At 62.7% G+C, this 17,473-nt stretch carries 18 protein-coding genes; 11 read left to right on the forward strand and 7 right to left on the reverse strand.

The genetic code is table 11. The annotated features are described in order from the left end of the window. Positions 1-15: 15 nt before the first annotated feature. Positions 16-846: a universal stress protein gene (locus JNC62_RS11480; RefSeq protein WP_374838842.1), complete on the reverse strand. Its 831-nt coding sequence runs from the start codon at positions 844-846 to the stop codon at positions 16-18. A gap of 281 nt (positions 847-1,127) precedes the next feature. Between JNC62_RS11480 and JNC62_RS11485 the strand changes: the two genes are divergently transcribed. Next, the gene (locus JNC62_RS11485; RefSeq protein WP_374838844.1) at positions 1,128-2,105 is read left to right on the forward strand and encodes a ribose-phosphate diphosphokinase; all 978 of its coding nucleotides are present in this window, start codon (positions 1,128-1,130) and stop codon (positions 2,103-2,105) included. Here the strand turns inward: JNC62_RS11485 and JNC62_RS11490 are convergent. Continuing rightward, entirely contained in the window at positions 2,050-3,006 is a 957-nt protein-coding gene (locus JNC62_RS11490; protein ID WP_374838846.1) for a hypothetical protein, read from the reverse strand. The genes JNC62_RS11485 and JNC62_RS11490 overlap by 56 nt on opposite strands. A 193-nt stretch (positions 3,007-3,199) precedes the next feature. Then, the gene (locus JNC62_RS11495; protein WP_374838848.1) at positions 3,200-3,913 is read right to left on the reverse strand and encodes a CBS domain-containing protein; all 714 of its coding nucleotides are present in this window, start codon (positions 3,911-3,913) and stop codon (positions 3,200-3,202) included. Between the two features lie 140 nt (positions 3,914-4,053). Here JNC62_RS11495 and JNC62_RS11500 point away from each other — a divergent pair, with 140 nt between their 5' ends. From JNC62_RS11500 to JNC62_RS11510, 3 genes are all read left to right on the forward strand, one after another. Further along, on the forward strand, positions 4,054-4,266 hold the full coding sequence (locus JNC62_RS11500; RefSeq protein WP_374838850.1) for a ChaB family protein: 213 nt from the start codon (positions 4,054-4,056) through the stop codon (positions 4,264-4,266). A gap of 98 nt (positions 4,267-4,364) precedes the next feature. Beyond that, positions 4,365-4,808 carry a DUF2267 domain-containing protein gene (locus JNC62_RS11505; RefSeq protein ID WP_374838852.1) on the forward strand — a complete coding sequence of 148 codons (444 nt, stop codon included), beginning with the start codon at positions 4,365-4,367 and terminating at the stop codon, positions 4,806-4,808. A 62-nt stretch (positions 4,809-4,870) separates the two neighbouring features. Beyond that, positions 4,871-5,710 carry a universal stress protein gene (locus tag JNC62_RS11510; RefSeq protein WP_374838854.1) on the forward strand — a complete coding sequence of 280 codons (840 nt, stop codon included), beginning with the start codon at positions 4,871-4,873 and terminating at the stop codon, positions 5,708-5,710. A gap of 58 nt (positions 5,711-5,768) precedes the next feature. Here the strand turns inward: JNC62_RS11510 and JNC62_RS11515 are convergent, their stop codons facing one another. Next, positions 5,769-6,650, reverse strand: a complete 882-nt coding sequence (locus tag JNC62_RS11515) for a LysR family transcriptional regulator (protein ID WP_374838856.1) — start codon at positions 6,648-6,650, stop codon at positions 5,769-5,771. Positions 6,651-6,770: 120 nt separating this feature from the next. On the opposite strand from JNC62_RS11515, the gene JNC62_RS11520 reads away from it, so the two are divergent. After that, positions 6,771-8,267 carry a CoA-acylating methylmalonate-semialdehyde dehydrogenase gene (locus JNC62_RS11520; RefSeq protein WP_374838858.1) on the forward strand — a complete coding sequence of 499 codons (1,497 nt, stop codon included), beginning with the start codon at positions 6,771-6,773 and terminating at the stop codon, positions 8,265-8,267. 97 nt (positions 8,268-8,364) lie between these two features. On the opposite strand, the gene JNC62_RS11525 is transcribed toward JNC62_RS11520, so the two are convergent. After that, the gene (locus tag JNC62_RS11525) at positions 8,365-9,399 is read right to left on the reverse strand and encodes a Fe(3+) ABC transporter substrate-binding protein (RefSeq protein ID WP_374838860.1); all 1,035 of its coding nucleotides are present in this window, start codon (positions 9,397-9,399) and stop codon (positions 8,365-8,367) included. Between the two features lie 169 nt (positions 9,400-9,568). Between JNC62_RS11525 and rirA the strand changes: the two genes are divergently transcribed. After that, positions 9,569-10,033 (forward strand): iron-responsive transcriptional regulator RirA, encoded by a 465-nt coding sequence (rirA, locus tag JNC62_RS11530; protein WP_374838862.1) that lies wholly within the window; start codon positions 9,569-9,571, stop codon positions 10,031-10,033. 81 nt (positions 10,034-10,114) lie between these two features. Here the strand turns inward: rirA and JNC62_RS11535 are convergent, their stop codons facing one another. Together JNC62_RS11535 and JNC62_RS11540 are read right to left on the reverse strand one after the other, a co-directional pair. Next, positions 10,115-10,522, reverse strand: a complete 408-nt coding sequence (locus tag JNC62_RS11535) for a response regulator (RefSeq protein WP_374838864.1) — start codon at positions 10,520-10,522, stop codon at positions 10,115-10,117. 122 nt (positions 10,523-10,644) lie between these two features. Next, positions 10,645-11,358: a helix-turn-helix transcriptional regulator gene (locus JNC62_RS11540; protein ID WP_374838866.1), complete on the reverse strand. Its 714-nt coding sequence runs from the start codon at positions 11,356-11,358 to the stop codon at positions 10,645-10,647. 514 nt (positions 11,359-11,872) lie between these two features. On the opposite strand from JNC62_RS11540, the gene JNC62_RS11545 reads away from it, so the two are divergent. The 5 genes from JNC62_RS11545 to JNC62_RS11565 all read left to right on the forward strand — a co-directional run bounded on the left by JNC62_RS11545 (position 11,873) and on the right by JNC62_RS11565 (position 17,465). Further along, a complete protein-coding gene (locus JNC62_RS11545) occupies positions 11,873-13,468 on the forward strand; it encodes an ABC transporter substrate-binding protein (protein ID WP_374838868.1) in 1,596 nt (531 codons plus the stop codon). Positions 13,469-13,562: 94 nt separating this feature from the next. Then, entirely contained in the window at positions 13,563-14,567 is a 1,005-nt protein-coding gene (locus JNC62_RS11550) for an ABC transporter permease subunit (protein ID WP_374838870.1), read from the forward strand. 11 nt (positions 14,568-14,578) lie between these two features. Next, a complete protein-coding gene (locus JNC62_RS11555) occupies positions 14,579-15,496 on the forward strand; it encodes an ABC transporter permease subunit (RefSeq protein WP_374838872.1) in 918 nt (305 codons plus the stop codon). A 5-nt stretch (positions 15,497-15,501) separates the two neighbouring features. Beyond that, on the forward strand, positions 15,502-16,515 hold the full coding sequence (locus JNC62_RS11560; RefSeq protein ID WP_374838874.1) for an ABC transporter ATP-binding protein: 1,014 nt from the start codon (positions 15,502-15,504) through the stop codon (positions 16,513-16,515). Further along, positions 16,515-17,465: a peptide ABC transporter ATP-binding protein gene (locus tag JNC62_RS11565; protein WP_374838876.1), complete on the forward strand. Its 951-nt coding sequence runs from the start codon at positions 16,515-16,517 to the stop codon at positions 17,463-17,465. Before JNC62_RS11560 ends, JNC62_RS11565 begins: the two co-directional genes overlap by 1 nt. The last annotated feature ends 8 nt before the right edge of the window (positions 17,466-17,473 follow it).

Here is a 17,473-nt window from a genome sequence, read left to right on the forward strand (position 1 = left end):
GGACCGGCCAGCCGCTCAATGCGCCATCAGAACGGGGAAGCTGGTTTCGTCCAGCATCGCTCGTGTGGTGCCGCCGAACATGAATTCTCGCAATCGGGAATGCCCATAGGCTCCCATGACGATCAGGTCGGCCCCGATTTCCAGGGCGTGCTTTTGCAGCACCGCGGCAACCGAGCGGCCAGTACTCGGCAGGATGTCGACCGTCACCCGGATACCATGTCGTGCGAGATAGACGGCGACATCTGCGCCCGGCTCGTCTCCGCTTGCCCTCGGCACGGAAGCCGGATCGACCATAGCGACATGAACCGAGCCCGCCGCTTTCATGATCTCCAACGCGTCGCGAACGGCCCGCGCCGCCTGTGGACGCGAATCCCAGGCGAGCAGAACGGTCTTCGGCTTCAAGGTCGCCGTCTTGCCGGGCGCACAGAACAGAAGTGGCCGCCCTGCCTGGAACAACCCGCCAGCGACGATCTGGCGTTTCAGATCCTCGTCTTCGCAGGCCGCGGGGCCGACGACAATCAAGTCGGCATAGAGGGCGCGCTCGCCGATGTCATAGCCCACTCCGGCGAAATCCGAGAAAATGCTTTCAACGTCGAACGACAGACCGATGGACGCCAGCCGGTTTCGAAGCTGCTCGACTTTCTCAGTGAGCTCTTGCCGGCATCGGTCCCGGTGCTCTAGCCATGCAGGTGCCAGGGTCTCGTAACGCCCGGTGGGGGGAGGCGCCATCGCCACGAGGAAGACACTGAGATGAGCACCGACCTCACTGCACAGGTCGGTGGCGACCTGCACGTCGCGATCGCCTTGTGACATGCCAACCACGCTGAGAATGGTCCTGAATGACATTGCCTCCTCCCAGTTGGCGACAAGATTGTCGGCCTGTCGGCCTGTCGGTACCGGTGTCGGCGAACCGCATATGCTTTTCAGGACGTTCACCGGCAACGTCTCGTGCGCGACCTTGTTACCGTATCCCTCCCGGGCTTCCGCTACAATGGAACATGGTCGCTGGCTCCGCTTTGACGGGCATCAAATTTACGCCATTTGTCGAATGTGCCGCAGCATCCTGCCAGCCGGCTGCGTTGAGTGGCGTCATAGACCTCTCCACGGATTCTGGTTAATCTAAAATAATGCGCTTCTTTGCTTTGGGCGAAACGAAGATCCTTGGGCAGGCCGTATCGCATGCAAGCGGCATTTCGCTCGATTTGCATGAGGAGCGCGACTTTGCGGGCGGTGAACACAAGAGCCGGCCGCTTGTGAGCGTGCGCGGTAGCGATGTCTATGTGCTGCACAGCCTGGCCGGCAGGGATCGGTGCTCGGCCAACGACAAGCTCTGCAAGCTTCTGTTCTTCATCGCGGCCTGCCGCGAAAATGGCGCCGCGCGGATCACGGCGGTCGTGCCCTATCTGGCCTACTCGCGAAAGGACAGGCAGACCAAGGCGCGCGATCCGGTTACCACACGCTATGTCGCCCAACTGTTCGAGGCGGTCGGTACCGATACCGTCGTGACGCTCGATGTCCACAACATCGCGGCTTTCCAGAATGCGTTTCGATGCCGCTCGGTTCACCTTGATTCAAGACAATTGTTTGCCGGCGTCATGATGCAAAAGGCTGCCGGCAGGCCCGTGGTGGTGTTTTCACCGGACGGAGGTGGGATCAAACGGGCCCAACTGCTCAGGGAGACCCTGGAAAGCGTTTCGGGAACCGCGATCGGCTTCGGGTTCGCCGAGAAGCGACGCAGCCGCGGCGTTGTTTCCGGAAGCCTTTTTGCCGGAGATGTGGACAATTCCGCTGTCTTCATCGTTGACGACATGATCAGCACGGGCGGAACGATGACGAGGTCTGCGCAAGCCTGCCGCGAACGCGGAGCGGCGGTCGTTTATGCCATCGCCACGCATGGTCTGTTCGACCCGGGCGTGGAGGCCATGTTGGCCGATCCGGCGATCGACGGCACCATTGTCACGGATTCGGTTGCGCCGTTTTCCGTGCCTCAGGAAACGCTCAACGCCAGCGTCGAGGTCGTGTCCGTCGCTCCGCTTATCGGCGAAGCGATCAAACGGCTGCATTCGGGCGGATCGATTTCGGAGCTTTTGCGCGTCGAAGACTAGCGCATTCCCGCGCCGCGATCGCGAGGTAGGCGAGCGCCATCGGCCGCCACTTCTCGGGGTGGCGCACCGGACGTTCCAGCAGATGGGCAAGACATAACCTCGCGCGCAGCAGGCATCGGAACCCGCCGTAAAGTCCAAGCAGCGCCTCCTCGGGACGATTGCCGATACGCCGTCCAAGGGCATCGAGCAGAACGGTCCGTACCCCGTCCGCGCCCAGGATGGAGCATTCCAGACCCAGGTAGTTCACTTCGTCATACGGCTCGAGCATTCTCATCGCTCGATTGAACTCGAGGCAGTCGATAATCTGCGGAGGTGCCACCAAGCATACGTGCTCCGGCCTCAGGTCGCCATGGCCTTCCACCACTTGCCCGGCTGCCACGCGGGCTTCGATCGCCTGACGCATGTCTGCGAGGCCGTTGTCGACATCGTCGAGCAGCTCGACAACGCCCGCTTGACCGAGACCAAATTCGGCGCGCGACAGGATCGAGCGGTTCATGCGCTGCTCGCGTACGAGGAGCGCGGGATAAATCGAGCCGGCGACGGGCTGAGACGGGCAGGTTGCGTAGAAATCGGCAAGCTTGCTGGCAACCTCGAGCAGTTCGCCATTTCCAAGGCGCTTATCCCGGATGCGCACATCCAGCATGTCCTCTTCCGGCAGCCTGCGCATGACGACGAGCCATTCGACGATGCGGCCCGGCGGCTCGAAGCCCAGATGTCCGGTGCTGCGACGGTAAAGCGGGATCACCGAACGATAGGTTTCTGCTGCCAGCCGGCGGTTGAGACGAAGCTCCTCCTCGCAGAAGAACTTTCGCCTGGCCAACGTGCCGAAGTCGAGAAATGGATAGCGAACCGGCTTCTTCAGCTTCAGGACGCGATCCTTCCCCAGAAAGACCCACGACATGTGGGTCTCCTTCACTTCGATCCCACGCGGCTCGTCGGCATAGGAGGCGGGATCGGCGAGATACCGGATCTTTTCGGCCAGCGTTGTGATGACGGAGGCTCCTTGACAGTTTTCGGCTACGGCCAGCTGCCTGCGCAAATTTGCCCGATTGAGCCGGATCAGGGCTGAAACCCGCGACAGGAGGCTCCAACGATCATTGCTGCGTCGCTTCGATCAGAACGGGTAACCTCATTGGCGACGGCAGCTCGCCCGCGACCACGCGCAGGCGGTTCGTCACGCCCTTGACGCCCGCGACGCTGGCTGCGGCTGCGCCGGCCGCTTCGCGTTTTGCCTCGTCCGTGACCTGTCCCCAAAGGAAGGCTTGGCCGTCCGTCACCGCGACGTCGATCAGTTCGCGTTCAAGGCTGACATCCTCGCAGAGCCGTTCCAGGATAGCGCGACGCAACGCGCGGTCGCCGGTCGCGGTCTCATCGGGCGCGTAGGACGCGACCGCTCGCAGGAGATCCTGCCGGCTGACGATGCCGACGACGGTCTCACCGCGCATCACCGGAACCCGGTTCACGTCGTTGGCCACCATGATCGCGGCGATGCGGTCTGTCGGCGTCGTCTCGTTGACCGTAACGACGTGGCGGCTCATCACGTCGCTGACGCGCCAGCTATGACGCTTGACGTAGTCGTCGGTAGGTGGCGCGGCGGTCGGTTGGTCTCTGCCAAACCAGAACGATGGGCTGAGCTCTGCCCGTTGCAGCAGGTCGCCCTCGGTCAACATACCGACCAGCCGATGCTCCGAATCGCAGACCGGAAGGCCGCTGATCCGATTGGCCAGCATGATCCGGGCGGCATCCCCGACGCTGTGGTCCGGGGTGATCGAAATCACCCTCGACGTCATGATGTCCTTCGCCTTCATCACGCGCCTCCGTTGCCAGGGACAAGCTTGCTTGATGGTCGCGCAACGCGCGCGGGGCGGCATTGATGCGGATCAAGGACGGGATGCCCATATGGCGGAGAATGGGCGGATCATTTCCGTGTCGGGCGCGGGAGCATGGCATGCCTTACGCAGAAAATGCCGACCTTCCGCCATCGGTGCGGCAATCCTTGCCGGAACACGCGCAGGACATCTATCGCGAGGCGTTCAATCACGCCTTCGCTGCCCATGCCGGCGATCCACGGCAGGAAGAGGCGGCCCACCGGATCGCCTGGGGCGCGGTAAAGCGCTCTTATGTCAAAACGGACGAGGGCTGGGTCGCGCGCGGCGATTGAAGCGTATTCGAAGAGAAGGCTTTGCGCCGCCATTGATCGGCATCAATCCGATGCGGGCCTACATGCGCTAGACTTCCATTGCATGATGGAGGATGGCCATGAACGAGACACATGTCGCGGCGCTGGATCATACCATCCAGCAGACCAATCGCTGGCTGAAGGCGCTTGTCAACGATTACAATTTCAGTGACCGGCACCAGGCCTACAATGCCCTCAGGGCAGTCCTCCATGCGTTGCGCGACCGCCTGACGCTCGAGCAGGCGGCCCATCTCGGCGCACAGTTTCCAATCCTGGTGCGGGGGATCTATTACGAGGGCTGGCACCTCGGCTCGCGATCAGCGCCGGAGCGGCAGGTGGACGAGTTCGCCGCCCGCGTAGCCCAGGATCTGCCGCCGCAATTCCCGCGCGATCCGGTCAGCGTCACCAAGGCGGTATTCGACCTGCTCTGGAGGGAACTCGATCCGGGGGAGACTGCCAAAATCATCGATGAGCTTCCCGTACCGCTGCGGACGCTGTGGCCGGAAGCGGCACGCCGCAATTGAAACATGCTGCACGGGGCGCGCCTTCCCGCGGATGAAGGCGGCACATTGGAGGGAACATGGCGATGAACTGGAAGACTGTTCTGTTTGTGACTGCGCCGGGCGAAGGCGATGCGGACCTGAAGACCGCCATCGCCCTGTGCGATTCCTCTGGCGCCCACCTGTCGGTACTGGTCATCGCCATCGCGGCGCCGCCGCCGATCGGCGAATACGCCGCCGTCGTTTCGGAAGCATGGAACGAGGAGCGTCAGCTAGACATGAAGGCCCTGTCGGAGAGGGTGGCGCAGGTATCGTCCATCCTCGGCGCCTCGCAGGTTTCCCATGACGTCACGTCGACCTATTGCGAACTTGCATTGGCCGACAACGAGGTCGGCACCCATGCGAGATATGCCGACCTTCTGCTGGTCGGCGCCGGCCTGACGGACGAGCGCCGGGTTCGGACGAGTGTGCTGGAGGGTGGCCTGTTCCGTTCGCCGGCGCCGGTTCTGCTCGCGCCGTCCGACACGCCGGTCCGTCTCGATCCCAAGGTGGTCGTTCTGGCCTGGAACTCCAGCCTGGAAGCCTCGCGCGCCGCGAGGCACGCGATCGATCTGTTGAAAGCGGCGGAAGAGGTCCATGTGACCCTTGTCGACCCCGAGGCGTCAGAGAGTGCAAACGGGGAGGAGCCCGGCGCGGATATTGCTACCTTTCTTGCCAGGCACGGCATCAATGTCACGGTGGATCGCTTGTCCAGCGGGCAACGGCCGGTCGCCACGGTACTGAAGCACCATGCTGCAGACATCGCGGCTGATTTGATCGTCATGGGCGCCTATGGCCATTCCCGGCTGCGTGAATGGATCTTCAGCGGCGTGACCAAGGAGATATTGAAGGAGCCGCCGGCCGTGCCGGTGCTTATCGCCCATTGAAGCTTCGGGGGCACCTCCCTGCGGCGGACCTTGGCGGCGCCCACATCGTCGCCTGACGTCAAATGAACATGCCCTGCTCCTGCTCCACCAGTTCCTGCACGAAGGCGGTGACGGTGCGGACGCGGGCAAGGTCGCGGGCGCTTTCGTGGTAGGTGGTCCAGTAGGCGCGGCGGATCGTCGTCTCCGGCAGGATCCGCACCAGCTCCGGGTCGAGCCGTGCGATGTAGTTGTGCAGGATGCCGATGCCGGCCCCGGAACGCACCGCTTCCGTCTGCCCCGTGGCGCTGGAAATTTCGAAGGATGCGTTCCAGCTGCGCATCACCTCGCCGGTGAAGTCGAGCGAGGCGGTGAAGATGAGGTCCTCGACGTAGCCGATGCGCCGATGATGCTTGAGCGCGTCGACGTCCTCAGGCTCGCCGTGCGCGGCGATGTAGGAACGGCTGGAATAGAGGCCGAGCGTGTAGTCGGTCAGCTTGGAGGACACCAGCCGGCCCTGTTCGGGGCGCTCCAGCGTGATCGCGATATCGGCCTCGCGCTGGGAGAGCGAGAACGAACGCGGCACCGGCACGAGCTGGATCTTCAGCTCGGGATGACGCGCGATCAGCCGGCCGAGGCGCGGGGCGAGGAAGGAGACGCCGAAGCCGTCCGGGGCGCCGATGCGCACCGTGCCGGCGACCGCCGCGTCGATGCGGCCGATCTTGGCCTGGGCGGATAACATCTCCGTTTCCATCCGCTCGGCTGCATGGAAAAAAACCTCGCCCTCGGCCGTCAGGTCGCAGCCATTGGTGCGGCGCACCAGCAGACGTGTCTTCATCTCCGCTTCCAGCGCGCTGACGCGACGGCTGAGCGTGGCGTGGTTGACGCCGAGCCGGCGCGAGGCCGCGAGCAACTGCCCGGTGCGCGCCACAGCGAGAAACATGCGAACGTCGTCCCAGTTCATTCCTTCGCCTTCGTCATCCTGCTGGACTATAATTTCTGCACAACGGTTGCTTACCGGAAGCGATTGAGTTGAGCAAATTGTAGTGCGATCATGCCCGCCATAACATCTGGAGGATACACCATGCGTGAGATCGGACATTTCATCGGCGGCAAGCACGTGGCCGGCAAGAGCGGCCGCACGGCCGACGTCTACAATCCGGCGACCGGCGAAGTGCAGGCCAAGGTGGCGCTGGCAAGCGAGGCCGAACTCGCCGCCGCCGTCGAGGTCGCCAAGGCCGCACAGCCGGCCTGGGCCGCCACCAACCCGCAGCGCCGCGCCCGCGTGTTCATGAAGTTCGTCCAGCTCCTGAACGACAACATGAACGAACTCGCCGAGATGCTCTCCAAGGAGCATGGGAAGACGATCGAGGATTCCAAGGGTGACATTATCCGCGGGCTTGAGGTCTGCGAGTTCGTCATCGGCATTCCGCATCTGTCCAAGAGCGAGTTCACCGAAGGCGCCGGCCCGAACATCGACATGTATTCGATCCGCCAGCCGGTCGGCATCGGTGCGGGCATCACCCCGTTCAACTTCCCCGCCATGATCCCGATGTGGATGTTCGCCCCGGCGATCGCCTGCGGCAACGCCTTCATCCTGAAGCCGTCCGAGCGCGATCCGTCCGTGCCGATGCGCCTGGCCGAACTGATGATCGAAGCCGGCCTGCCGGCGGGCATCCTCAACGTCGTCAACGGTGACAAGGGCGCGGTCGATGCGATCCTCACGCATCCGGATATCGGCGCGGTTTCCTTCGTCGGCTCCACGCCGATCGCCCGCTACGTCTATGGCACCGCGGCGATGAACGGCAAGCGCGCCCAGTGCTTCGGCGGCGCCAAGAACCACATGATCATCATGCCCGATGCCGACCTCGACCAGGCCGCCAACGCCCTGATCGGCGCCGGCTACGGCTCGGCCGGCGAGCGCTGCATGGCGATCTCGGTCGCCGTCCCCGTCGGCGAGGAGACCGCCAACCGCCTGATCGACAAGCTGGTGCCGATGGTCGAGAGCCTGCGCATCGGCCCGTATTCCGACGAGAAGGCCGATCTCGGCCCGGTCGTCACCAAGGAAGCCCAGGCCCGCATCAAGGGTCTGATCGACAGCGGCGTCGAGCAGGGCGCCAAGCTGCTGGTCGACGGCCGTAACTTCAAGCTGCAGGGCTACGAGGACGGCTACTTCGTCGGCGGCTGCCTGTTCGACCACGTCACCCCGGACATGGACATCTACAAGACCGAGATTTTCGGGCCGGTGCTGTCGGTCGTGCGTGCGAAGAACTACGAGGAAGCGCTTTCGTTGCCGATGAAGCACGAATACGGCAACGGTGTCGCGATCTACACCCGCGACGGCGACGCCGCCCGCGACTTCACCTCGCGCATCAACATCGGCATGGTCGGCGTCAACGTTCCGATCCCGGTTCCGCTCGCCTACCACTCCTTCGGCGGCTGGAAGGCCTCGTCCTTTGGCGACCTCAACCAGCACGGCACGGATTCGATCAAGTTCTGGACCCGCACCAAGACGGTCACGAGCCGCTGGCCGTCGGGCATCAAGGACGGCGCCGAGTTCGTCATCCCGACGATGAAGTAAGGCGGGCAATCCTGCCGGGCAGGGGCAGAAAAGTTCCTGCCCAAATGAAAACGGCGGCCCGTGAGGCCGCCGTTGTCGTTTGTAGCGCTGTCGGAAATTACATCTTCGGCCCGTCGTTGAAGCCGACCTTGTCGACCAGTTCGGAGGCCTTCTTGCGATTGGCGGCGATGTCGGCGAGCGGCAGCGTGTCCGGTTTGATCGCACCGAACGACTTCACGACATCGGAGGGCTCCTTGCCGGGCATGACCGGATACTCAAAGACCTGCTCTGCATAGATCTGCTGGGCTTCGCCGGAAGCGAGGAAGTCGATCAGCTTCTGCGCATTCTCCTTGTTCGGCGCGTACTTGGCCATCGCCACGCCGGAAACGTTGACGTGGGTGCCGCGGTCATTGGCGTTCGGGAACAGGACCTTGATGGCGTTCGCCCATTCCTTCTGTTCCGGTTCCTTCTCGTTCGTCAGCATCAGGCCGACGTAGTAGGTGTTGCCGAGCGCCAGGTCGCATTCGCCGGCGAAGATCGCCTTGGCCTGGTCGCGGTCGCCACCGTCGGGCTTGCGCGCGAGATTGTTCTTCAGCCCGGTCAGCCACTTTTCGGTCTCGGCCTCGCCATGGTGGGCGATCATCGAGGCGAACAGGCCGATATTGTAGGAGTGCTGGCCATCGCGGGTGCAGATCTTGCCCTTCCACTTCGGGTCGGCCAATTCCTCGTAGGTGATGTCGTTCTGGGCGACGCGCTCCTTCGAGGCGTAGACGACGCGGCCGCGGGTGGTCAGGCCAACCCAGGCGCCGTCGGGGTCGCGATACTGGGCCGGAATGTCGCTGTCGATCACCGCGCTCTTGATCGGCTGCGTGATGCCGGCGTCCTTGGCCTCGGTGAGGCGGCTGATGTCGACGGTGAGGATGACGTCTGCGGGAGAATTCTCGCCTTCCGCCTGGATACGCTCGACGAGGCCCTTGTCGAGGAACAGCACGTTGGTGGTGATACCGGTCTCTGCCGTGAAGCGATCGAGCAACGGCTGGATCAGGTCCGGCTGACGATAGGAATAGATGTTGACCTCGCCATCCGCCAGCGCGGGAACGGCGGTGCTGGCGGCAAGCGACAGTGCGATTGCGAGCTTTCTGAGGTGGGCCAAGGGTCTGTTCTCCGTATACTTAACTGTCCGGCTCATCTTTTAAGCCGACTTTTTCGACAGTCAACAGCCTCCGGCAGAAAAATATGAATGTAATTTTCCGGTTTTTGGAATTGTTCCAAACTATGATACAGCCTATATGTAGGACCACAGATCGAATTCGGAGCTAGAGATGCGCCTGACGAAACAGACGAACTATGCCGTGCGGCTGTTGATGTACTGCGCCGCGAACGGAGAGAGGCTGAGCCGCATCCCGGAGATTGCCAAGGCATATGGGGTCTCCGAGCTCTTCCTGTTCAAGATCCTGCAGCCGCTGACGCGGGCGGGGCTGGTCGAGACCGTGCGGGGCCGCAACGGCGGCGTGCGGTTGCCCCGGGCCGCTTCCGAAATCACCCTCTTCGACGTCGTGCGGGTGACCGAGGATTCCTTCGCTATGGCGGAGTGTTTCGAGGCGGGCGAAATCGAGTGTCCGCTCGTCGACAGCTGCGGGCTGAACGCGGCGCTGCGCAAGGCGCTCAACGCTTTCTTCGAGGTGCTCCAGCAGTACACGATCGACGACCTCGTCAAGGCCCGTCCTCAGATCAGCTTTTTGCTCGGCATCGAAAACGCGCCCGTCGCGCGCCAGCCGGCAGCCTAAGTCATACACCCACCGCGATAAATCGGCGCCTGGTTACGCCCGAAGGGTTCGTCGGTCAGAGGTGGCGGCCGCGAGATTGACCTAGCTGCCCGATCCGTTTTCCCATTCGACGAACTCCTGGATGATGAAGCTGATCGCGGTGGAATCGAGTTCGGACTTGTCGAGCCTGAAGTCGACCCCGTAGTCCTCGATCGCTTGAAAACAGGGGTCGGCGATCGAAGACGAGATTACGCCGATCGGGCCGATATAGCCGTTCTGGCGCAGTTCCGGCACCGTCTCGCGGAAGTCGACTTGCGGCTGAAGTCGGTTGTCCACCAGGATCATGTCGAGAGGCGGCTCGCCGCTGCGTATGAACTCCAGGGCCGCTTCGATCGTCTCCACGTAGTGGAGCTTGATCTCTACGTTTACCACCTTGCGCATCAACGCCCGGATGATGACGTTTTCCGCCGGATCGTCATCCACAAGCAGAATATTCACTGTGACGGTCATGGCGGTCCCGGGCTGATCATGAGTTCAGGAATTTACTCTGGTTCAGGCGCTGACGTTTCACAATCCCTCCGGCGGCGGATACGGTCGTTAACGCAACGTTAACCAAGGAAATCGGCCACCCCTTACAGGATGATCTGTTCGCGAATTGCCTTCGCCACCATTTGGGTGCGATTGACCACGTCCAGCTTTTTCAGGATTGTCGCCGTGTGCGAGTTCACGGTGTGCTCCGAGACGGATACGATGAGGGCGATCTCGCTGGCCGTCTTGCCGTAGGAGATCCACCGCAGGATCTCGGTTTCGCGCGGGGTCAAGCCCATCCCGGCCTTGGTGGAAAGGACAATCCGGTAGAAGTAGTCGAAAATGCAGCTGGTCTCGTAGCAGAGTTGCATGTGCTGCTGCCGGCCGATGTCCTCGCTGTCGCCCAGATAGAGGACCGCATAGCGCGCGCCCGTGGGCGCATGGACTGGCACGCACACCGCCTGGTCAAACCCGAGTTGGCCGAGCAGATCGTTCTGCACGCCCTCGGGACCGGAAACTTTGGCACGCCAAACCGTCGAGATCACGGAGCTGTGCAAGCTTCGGAAAACGTCCGAATCGCTGAAGCGGTGGCGCTGGTCATAGGTTTCGGCAAGTCCGGACGGCAGATCGTGCAGCACCAGCTTGCTGGAAAGGTTGCAGTTTTCCTGTTCGGCGGACAGTTGCAGCACGCCGAAATGCTCGAAGCCGAAGCGCAGAGCGGTACCGTGAAACAATCGAAAGAAATCGACGCGATTGAGAGCCTTCTCCAAATCGCCTTCGAGGTCGTACCTGCGATGATGCTGCGAAAGTGCGGCCACTGGGCTCCCCGACCATCGAGCGATGAAAAGAGTCTAGCGCCCCGAGCGCGGGGAGCAAGAGGCAATCCAGCATCCCTCGTCCGCATTTACCGTATGCGAGCGCTTTTCGGTGGGAACCTTTTACAAGGGATCGGAGACGCGTTCGACCCTGGAAGAGCTGCATCCCTGTCGCGGTACGCCCTGCCGCCAACACGGCGCGCCAGGATGCAGCTCTCCTGCCTCGGGCCATGCGTCTGGCACGGAAATCACCAAGAGGGCTATCCTTCAACGTCAGGATTGACAGCCCGTTTGACGTGATTTCGCGATTCTCCCCGCGGCCGTCGAGATACGTGAGAAAGTCATAAAAATGCCACCTGAGGGCAATTATTCCCTAGTGTTCTCCATTTGGATAAATTTATTCGCGGACTTATTGCATTCCTGCGGCAAATATCGTTCCATCCGCGCAAGGCCGGGGCCCCTGACAGCACCCGCGTCCGGACACGAGAGAACAAAAAGCAAACCTGGGAAGCTCGCTATGAAAAAGCTGACTACTCTCCTCGCGGCGACCGCGCTCGCCTCCATGATGGGCTCGGCCGCCTGGTCGAAGACGCTGGTTTACTGCTCGGAAGGTTCGCCGGAAGGCTTCGACCCCGGCATGTACACCGCCGGAACCACCTTCGACGCGTCCTCGCGCACCGTTTACAGCCGTCTGGTCGAGTTCAAGCACGGCGGTACCGAAATCGAACCGGGTCTGGCCGAAAGCTGGACCGTTTCCGACGACGGCACGGTCTACACCTTCAAGCTGCGCCCGGGCGTCAAGTTCCAGACCACCGATTTCTTCACCCCGACCCGCGAACTGAACGCCGACGACGTGATCTTCTCGTTCGAGCGTCAGTACAAGGAAGACAACAAGTGGAACAAGTATGTCGCGGGTGCGTCCTGGGAATACTTCGCCGGCATGGGCTTCCCGGAACTGATCAAGTCGATCGAGAAGGTTGACGACCTGACCGTCAAGTTCACGCTCAACCGCCCGGAAGCACCGTTCCTCGCCAACCTCGGCATGGACTTCGCTTCGATCGTGTCGAAGGAATACGCCGACAAGCTCGAAGCCGACGGCAAGATGGAGCTGATGAACCAGCAGCCGCTGGGTACCGGCCCCTTCACCTTCGTCGCCTACCAGCCCGACGCTGCGATCCGCTACAAGGCCAATCCGGATTACTACGCCGGCAAGCAGAAGATCGACGACCTCGTGTTTGCGATCACGACCGACGCCGCCGTTCGCGCGCAGAAGCTGAAGGCCGGCGAGTGCCACATCATGCCGTACCCGAATGCCGCGGACGTTGAAGGCCTCAAGGCCGATCCGAACCTGACGGTCATGGAGCAGGCCGGACTGAACGTCTCCTACCTGGCCTACAACACGCTGGTCGCTCCGTTCGACAAGGTCGAAGTGCGCAAGGCGCTCAACATGGCCGTCAACAAGCAGGCCATCGTCGATGCGGTCTTCCAGGGCGCGGCCACCGTTGCCAAGAACCCGATCCCGCCGACCATGTGGTCGTACAATGACGCCATCGAGGACGACAAGTACGATCCGGAAGCCGCCAAGAAGATGCTGGCCGACGCCGGCGTCTCCGGCCTGAAGATGAAGATCTGGGCCATGCCGGTTGCCCGCCCGTACATGCTCAACGCGCGCCGCGCCGCCGAGCTGATGCAGGCGGACCTGGCAAAGGTCGGCGTCGAGGTCGAGATCGTCTCCTACGAGTGGGCCGAATACCTGAAGCTCTCCTCCGACAAGGCCCGCGACGGCGCGGTCATCCTCGGCTGGACGGGTGACAACGGCGATCCGGACAACTTCATGGATACGCTGCTTGGTTGCGATGCTGTGGGCGGTAACAACCGTGCGCAGTGGTGCAACCAGGAATTCGACGACCTGATGACGAAGGCAAAGGTCACCTCCGACGTCGCAGAGCGTACGAAGTACTACGAAGAAGCCCAGGTCATCTTCAAGAGGGAAGCACCCTGGAACACGCTCGACCACTCGCTCGTCGTCGTCCCGATGAGCAAGAAGGTTTCGGGCTTCATGATGGACCCGCTCGGCATTCACCGTTTTGACGGTGTCGACATCGCCGAGTAAAATGACAAACAGAACAGCACGCCCTTAAGAGCGTGTATGGCCGGCGGTCCGAGGATATTCGGGCCGCCGGTTTTCCAATAAGGGATTGGCTCCCATGCTACGATTTATCTTCGGCCGTCTGGCCGTTCTGATACCCACCTTCATCGGGGTATCGATCATCGCTTTCTCCTTCATCCGGCTCCTTCCCGGCGACCCGGTCATGCTGATGTCCGGCGAGCGCGTGATGTCGCCCGAGCGTCACGCCGAGCTGATGAACCAGCTCGGTCTCGACCGGCCGCTCTACATCCAGTATTTCGATTATCTGGGTGGCCTGCTGACGGGCGATTTCGGCAGCTCGATCGTCACCAAGCGTCCGGTTCTGGAAGACTTCCTGCAACTGTTCCCGGCAACGCTGGAATTGTCGCTGTGCGCCATCATCCTGGCGATCTGTCTCGGGATCCCGGCCGGCGTGCTGGCCGCGGTGAAGCGCGGGTCGTGGCTCGATCAGACCATCATGGGTGCCGCCCTCGTCGGCTATTCGATGCCGATCTTCTGGTGGGGCCTGCTGCTCATCATTTTCTTTTCCGGCTATCTCGGCTGGACCCCGGTCTCGGGACGCATCTCGCTGATGTATTTCTTCCCGCCGGTGACAGGCTTCATGCTGATCGACAGCCTGCTGTCGGGCCAATCCGGCGCCTTCAAATCGGCTGTCACCTACCTGATCCTGCCCACGGTCGTTCTCGCCACGATCCCGCTTGCGGTGATTGCGCGCCAGACCCGTTCGGCGATGCTCGAGGTGCTCGGCGAGGACTACGTGCGCACGGCCCGGTCGAAGGGCCTGTCTCCGTTCCGGGTCGTCGGCGTGCACGCGCTGCGTAACGCGATGATCCCGGTCATCACGACGATCGGCCTGCAGGTGGGCGTGCTGCTGGCCGGCGCCATCCTCACCGAGACGATCTTCTCCTGGCCGGGCATCGGCAAGTGGATGGTCGATTCGGTGTTCAAGCGTGACTATGCCGTGGTGCAGGGCGGATTGATGCTGATTGCCGGCGTGATCATGCTGGTCAACCTGCTCGTCGACCTCACCTACGGGTTCATCAACCCGCGGATCCGGCACTAGGAGGTGGCGCAATGACTGCAATCGAAAGCAAAGCCGCCGCAACGGCGGTGGAAAAAAAGGCCACCCACCCCTCCGCTCTGTCGGAATTCTGGTTTTACTTCTCCCGCAACAAGGGCGCGGTGATCGGCCTCGTCATCTTCCTGGCGATCCTGTTCCTGGCGATCTTCGCGCCGTGGGTTGCCCCCCACAGCCCGAGCATCCAGAACCGCGAAATGCTGCTCCTGCCGCCGGCATGGCAAACGGGCGGAAATTGGGGACATGTCCTCGGGACCGATGCCGTCGGCCGCGACATCCTCTCGCGCCTGATCTACGGCGCACGCTTCTCGCTCTTCATCGGCCTCGTCGTGGTGACGCTGTCGGTGATCTCGGGCGTGCTGATCGGCCTGGTGGCGGGCTATTTCCGCGGCAAGGTCGATACCATCATCATGCGCGTCATGGACATCATTCTGGCGTTCCCGTCGCTGCTGCTGGCGCTCGTACTGGTGGCCGTGCTGGGGCCGGGCCTGCTGAACGCGATGATCGCGATTTCGCTTGTCAACCAGCCGCATTTTGTCCGTCTGACACGCGCCTCTGTGATGACCGAGCGCAACAAGGACTATGTGGTCGGCTCGCAGGTGGCAGGTGCCGGCACGCTGCGGCTGATGTTCAAGACGATCCTGCCGAACTGTCTGGCGCCGTTGATCGTTCAGGCGACGCTGGCCTTCTCGGCGGCGATCCTGGACGCCGCAGCGCTCGGCTTCCTCGGCATGGGCGCCCAGCCGCCGACGCCGGAATGGGGCACGATGTTGGCCGAGGCGCGTGAATTCATCCAGCGCGCCTGGTGGGTCGTGACCTTCCCCGGCCTTGCCATCCTCATCACCGTGCTTGCCATCAACCTGATGGGCGACGGCCTGCGCGATGCCCTCGACCCCAAGCTGAAGAGGTCGTGATCGCCATGTCCCTTCTCGAAATCAAGAACCTCACCGTCGAATTCGAGACGTCCACCGGCCTGTTCCGGGCCGTGGACGGCGTCTCGCTCTCCTGCGACAAGGGTGAAATTCTCTCGATCGTCGGCGAGTCCGGCTCGGGCAAGTCCGTTTCCATGCTGGCGGTCATGGGGCTGCTGCCGTGGACAGCGAAGATCACCGCAGACCGCATGGCCTTCGATGGCAAGGACCTGCTGAAGATGTCGGACCGCGAGCGGCGCAAGATCATCGGCAAGGATATTGCGATGATCTTCCAGGAGCCGATGTCGAGCCTCAACCCGTGCTTCACGGTCGGCTTCCAGCTCGGCGAGACCCTGCGTATCCACATGGGGCTGAACCGGGCCGAACGGCGCCAGCGCTCGATCGAACTCCTGCGCCTCGTCGGCATCCCGGCGCCGGAGGATCGCCTGTCGAACTTCCCGCACCAGATGTCGGGCGGCATGAGCCAGCGCGTGATGATCGCCATGGCGCTGGCCTGCAATCCGAAGCTTCTCATCGCCGACGAGCCCACGACAGCGCTCGACGTGACGATCCAGGCGCAGATCCTCGATCTGCTGGTGCGCCTGCAGAAGGAACACGACATGGCGCTGGTGTTGATCACGCACGACATGGGCGTGGTAGCGGAAACCGCCGAGCGCGTGCAGGTGCAGTATGCCGGCCAGAAAGTGGAAGAGCAGCCGGTCAAGGATCTGTTCCGTGATCCGCATCATCCCTATACGGCCGCACTGCTGTCGTCGCTGCCGGAGCGCGCCACCGTCGGCGGCCGCCTGCCGTCGATCCGGGGCGTGGTCCCTGGCCAGCACGACCGGCCGACGGGCTGCCTGTTCTCGCCGCGCTGTTCGTTTGCCACGGAGCAGTGCAACAAGTCGGTAACGCTGCAGCCGCCAGCGCTTGGCAATGCGCTGTGCAATTATCCGCTCGTGGGCGGGATTCCGCAAAACCATCCCGGCAAGACGGCCGAACTGGTCGAGGAGCGTGCCTGATGAGCCAGCCTGTCATTCAGGGAAAGGACCTTTCCCGCTTCTATGCCGTCAAGCGCGGCATGTTCAAACCGGAAGCGACCGTCAAGGCGCTGAACGGCGTCACCTTTGAACTGCACTCCGGCAAGACGCTCGCCGTCGTCGGCGAATCGGGCTGTGGGAAGTCCACGCTCGCCCGCCTCGTCACGATGATCGAGGACCCGACCGCCGGCACGCTGCTGATCGACGGCAAGGCGGCCCGTGTCGGCGACAAGTCGTTGCGCAGCCTCGTGCAGATCGTGTTCCAGAACCCTTACGGCTCGCTCAATCCGCGCCAGAAGGTCGGTACGATTCTCGAGGAGCCGCTCGTCATCAACACCAAGGACGATGCGGCCACCAGGCGCCGCAAGGTCGAGGAGATGATGACCAGGGTCGGATTGCGGCCGGAACACTATGACCGCTATCCGCACATGTTCTCCGGTGGCCAGCGCCAGCGCATCGCCATTGCCCGCGCGCTGATGCTGCGGCCGAAGGTGCTGGTGCTCGATGAGCCGGTTTCGGCGCTCGACCTGTCGATCCAGGCGCAGGTGCTGAACCTGCTGATGGATCTGCAGAAGGAGATGGGGCTCGCCTATCTCTTCATCTCGCACGGCCTGTCCGTCGTTCGCCACATTGCCGACGAGGTGATGGTGATGTACCTCGGCCGGCCCGTCGAGACCGGAACGGCGGAGAGCGTCTTCGCTCATCCAACGCACCCCTACACGGCGGCTCTTCTGTCGGCGACCCCGGTGGCCAATCCGGAAGGCAAGCGCGAACGGATCCAGCTTCAAGGCGAGTTGCCCTCGCCGCTGAAGCCGCCGACCGGCTGCCCGTTCAACCCGCGCTGCTGGCGGGCGACCGACGAGTGCCGGCAGGCGATGCCGCCGGTTGAAGGGGACACGCACCACAGCTACGCCTGCTACCATCCGCTCTGAGCGATGAC

Origin of the sequence: Mycoplana ramosa, from assembly GCF_041930185.1 — a bacterium.
In the GTDB taxonomy this organism is placed as follows: domain Bacteria; phylum Pseudomonadota; class Alphaproteobacteria; order Rhizobiales; family Rhizobiaceae; genus Mycoplana; species Mycoplana ramosa.

Bases quoted from the DNA above. Each gene is read 5' to 3' on its own strand.
- JNC62_RS11480 (WP_374838842.1), bottom strand. From the start codon at position 846: ATGTCATTCAGGACCATTCTCAGCGTGGTTGGCATGTCACAAGGCGAT.
- JNC62_RS11485 (WP_374838844.1), top strand. From the start codon at position 1,128: ATGCGCTTCTTTGCTTTGGGCGAAACGAAGATCCTTGGGCAGGCCGTA.
- JNC62_RS11490 (WP_374838846.1), bottom strand. From the start codon at position 3,006: ATGTCGTGGGTCTTTCTGGGGAAGGATCGCGTCCTGAAGCTGAAGAAG.
- JNC62_RS11495 (WP_374838848.1), bottom strand. From the start codon at position 3,913: ATGAAGGCGAAGGACATCATGACGTCGAGGGTGATTTCGATCACCCCG.
- JNC62_RS11500 (WP_374838850.1), top strand. From the start codon at position 4,054: ATGCCTTACGCAGAAAATGCCGACCTTCCGCCATCGGTGCGGCAATCC.
- JNC62_RS11505 (WP_374838852.1), top strand. From the start codon at position 4,365: ATGAACGAGACACATGTCGCGGCGCTGGATCATACCATCCAGCAGACC.
- JNC62_RS11510 (WP_374838854.1), top strand. From the start codon at position 4,871: ATGAACTGGAAGACTGTTCTGTTTGTGACTGCGCCGGGCGAAGGCGAT.
- JNC62_RS11515 (WP_374838856.1), bottom strand. From the start codon at position 6,650: ATGAACTGGGACGACGTTCGCATGTTTCTCGCTGTGGCGCGCACCGGG.
- JNC62_RS11520 (WP_374838858.1), top strand. From the start codon at position 6,771: ATGCGTGAGATCGGACATTTCATCGGCGGCAAGCACGTGGCCGGCAAG.
- rirA (WP_374838862.1), top strand. From the start codon at position 9,569: ATGCGCCTGACGAAACAGACGAACTATGCCGTGCGGCTGTTGATGTAC.
- JNC62_RS11535 (WP_374838864.1), bottom strand. From the start codon at position 10,522: ATGACCGTCACAGTGAATATTCTGCTTGTGGATGACGATCCGGCGGAA.
- JNC62_RS11545 (WP_374838868.1), top strand. From the start codon at position 11,873: ATGAAAAAGCTGACTACTCTCCTCGCGGCGACCGCGCTCGCCTCCATG.
- JNC62_RS11550 (WP_374838870.1), top strand. From the start codon at position 13,563: ATGCTACGATTTATCTTCGGCCGTCTGGCCGTTCTGATACCCACCTTC.
- JNC62_RS11555 (WP_374838872.1), top strand. From the start codon at position 14,579: ATGACTGCAATCGAAAGCAAAGCCGCCGCAACGGCGGTGGAAAAAAAG.
- JNC62_RS11560 (WP_374838874.1), top strand. From the start codon at position 15,502: ATGTCCCTTCTCGAAATCAAGAACCTCACCGTCGAATTCGAGACGTCC.
- JNC62_RS11565 (WP_374838876.1), top strand. From the start codon at position 16,515: ATGAGCCAGCCTGTCATTCAGGGAAAGGACCTTTCCCGCTTCTATGCC.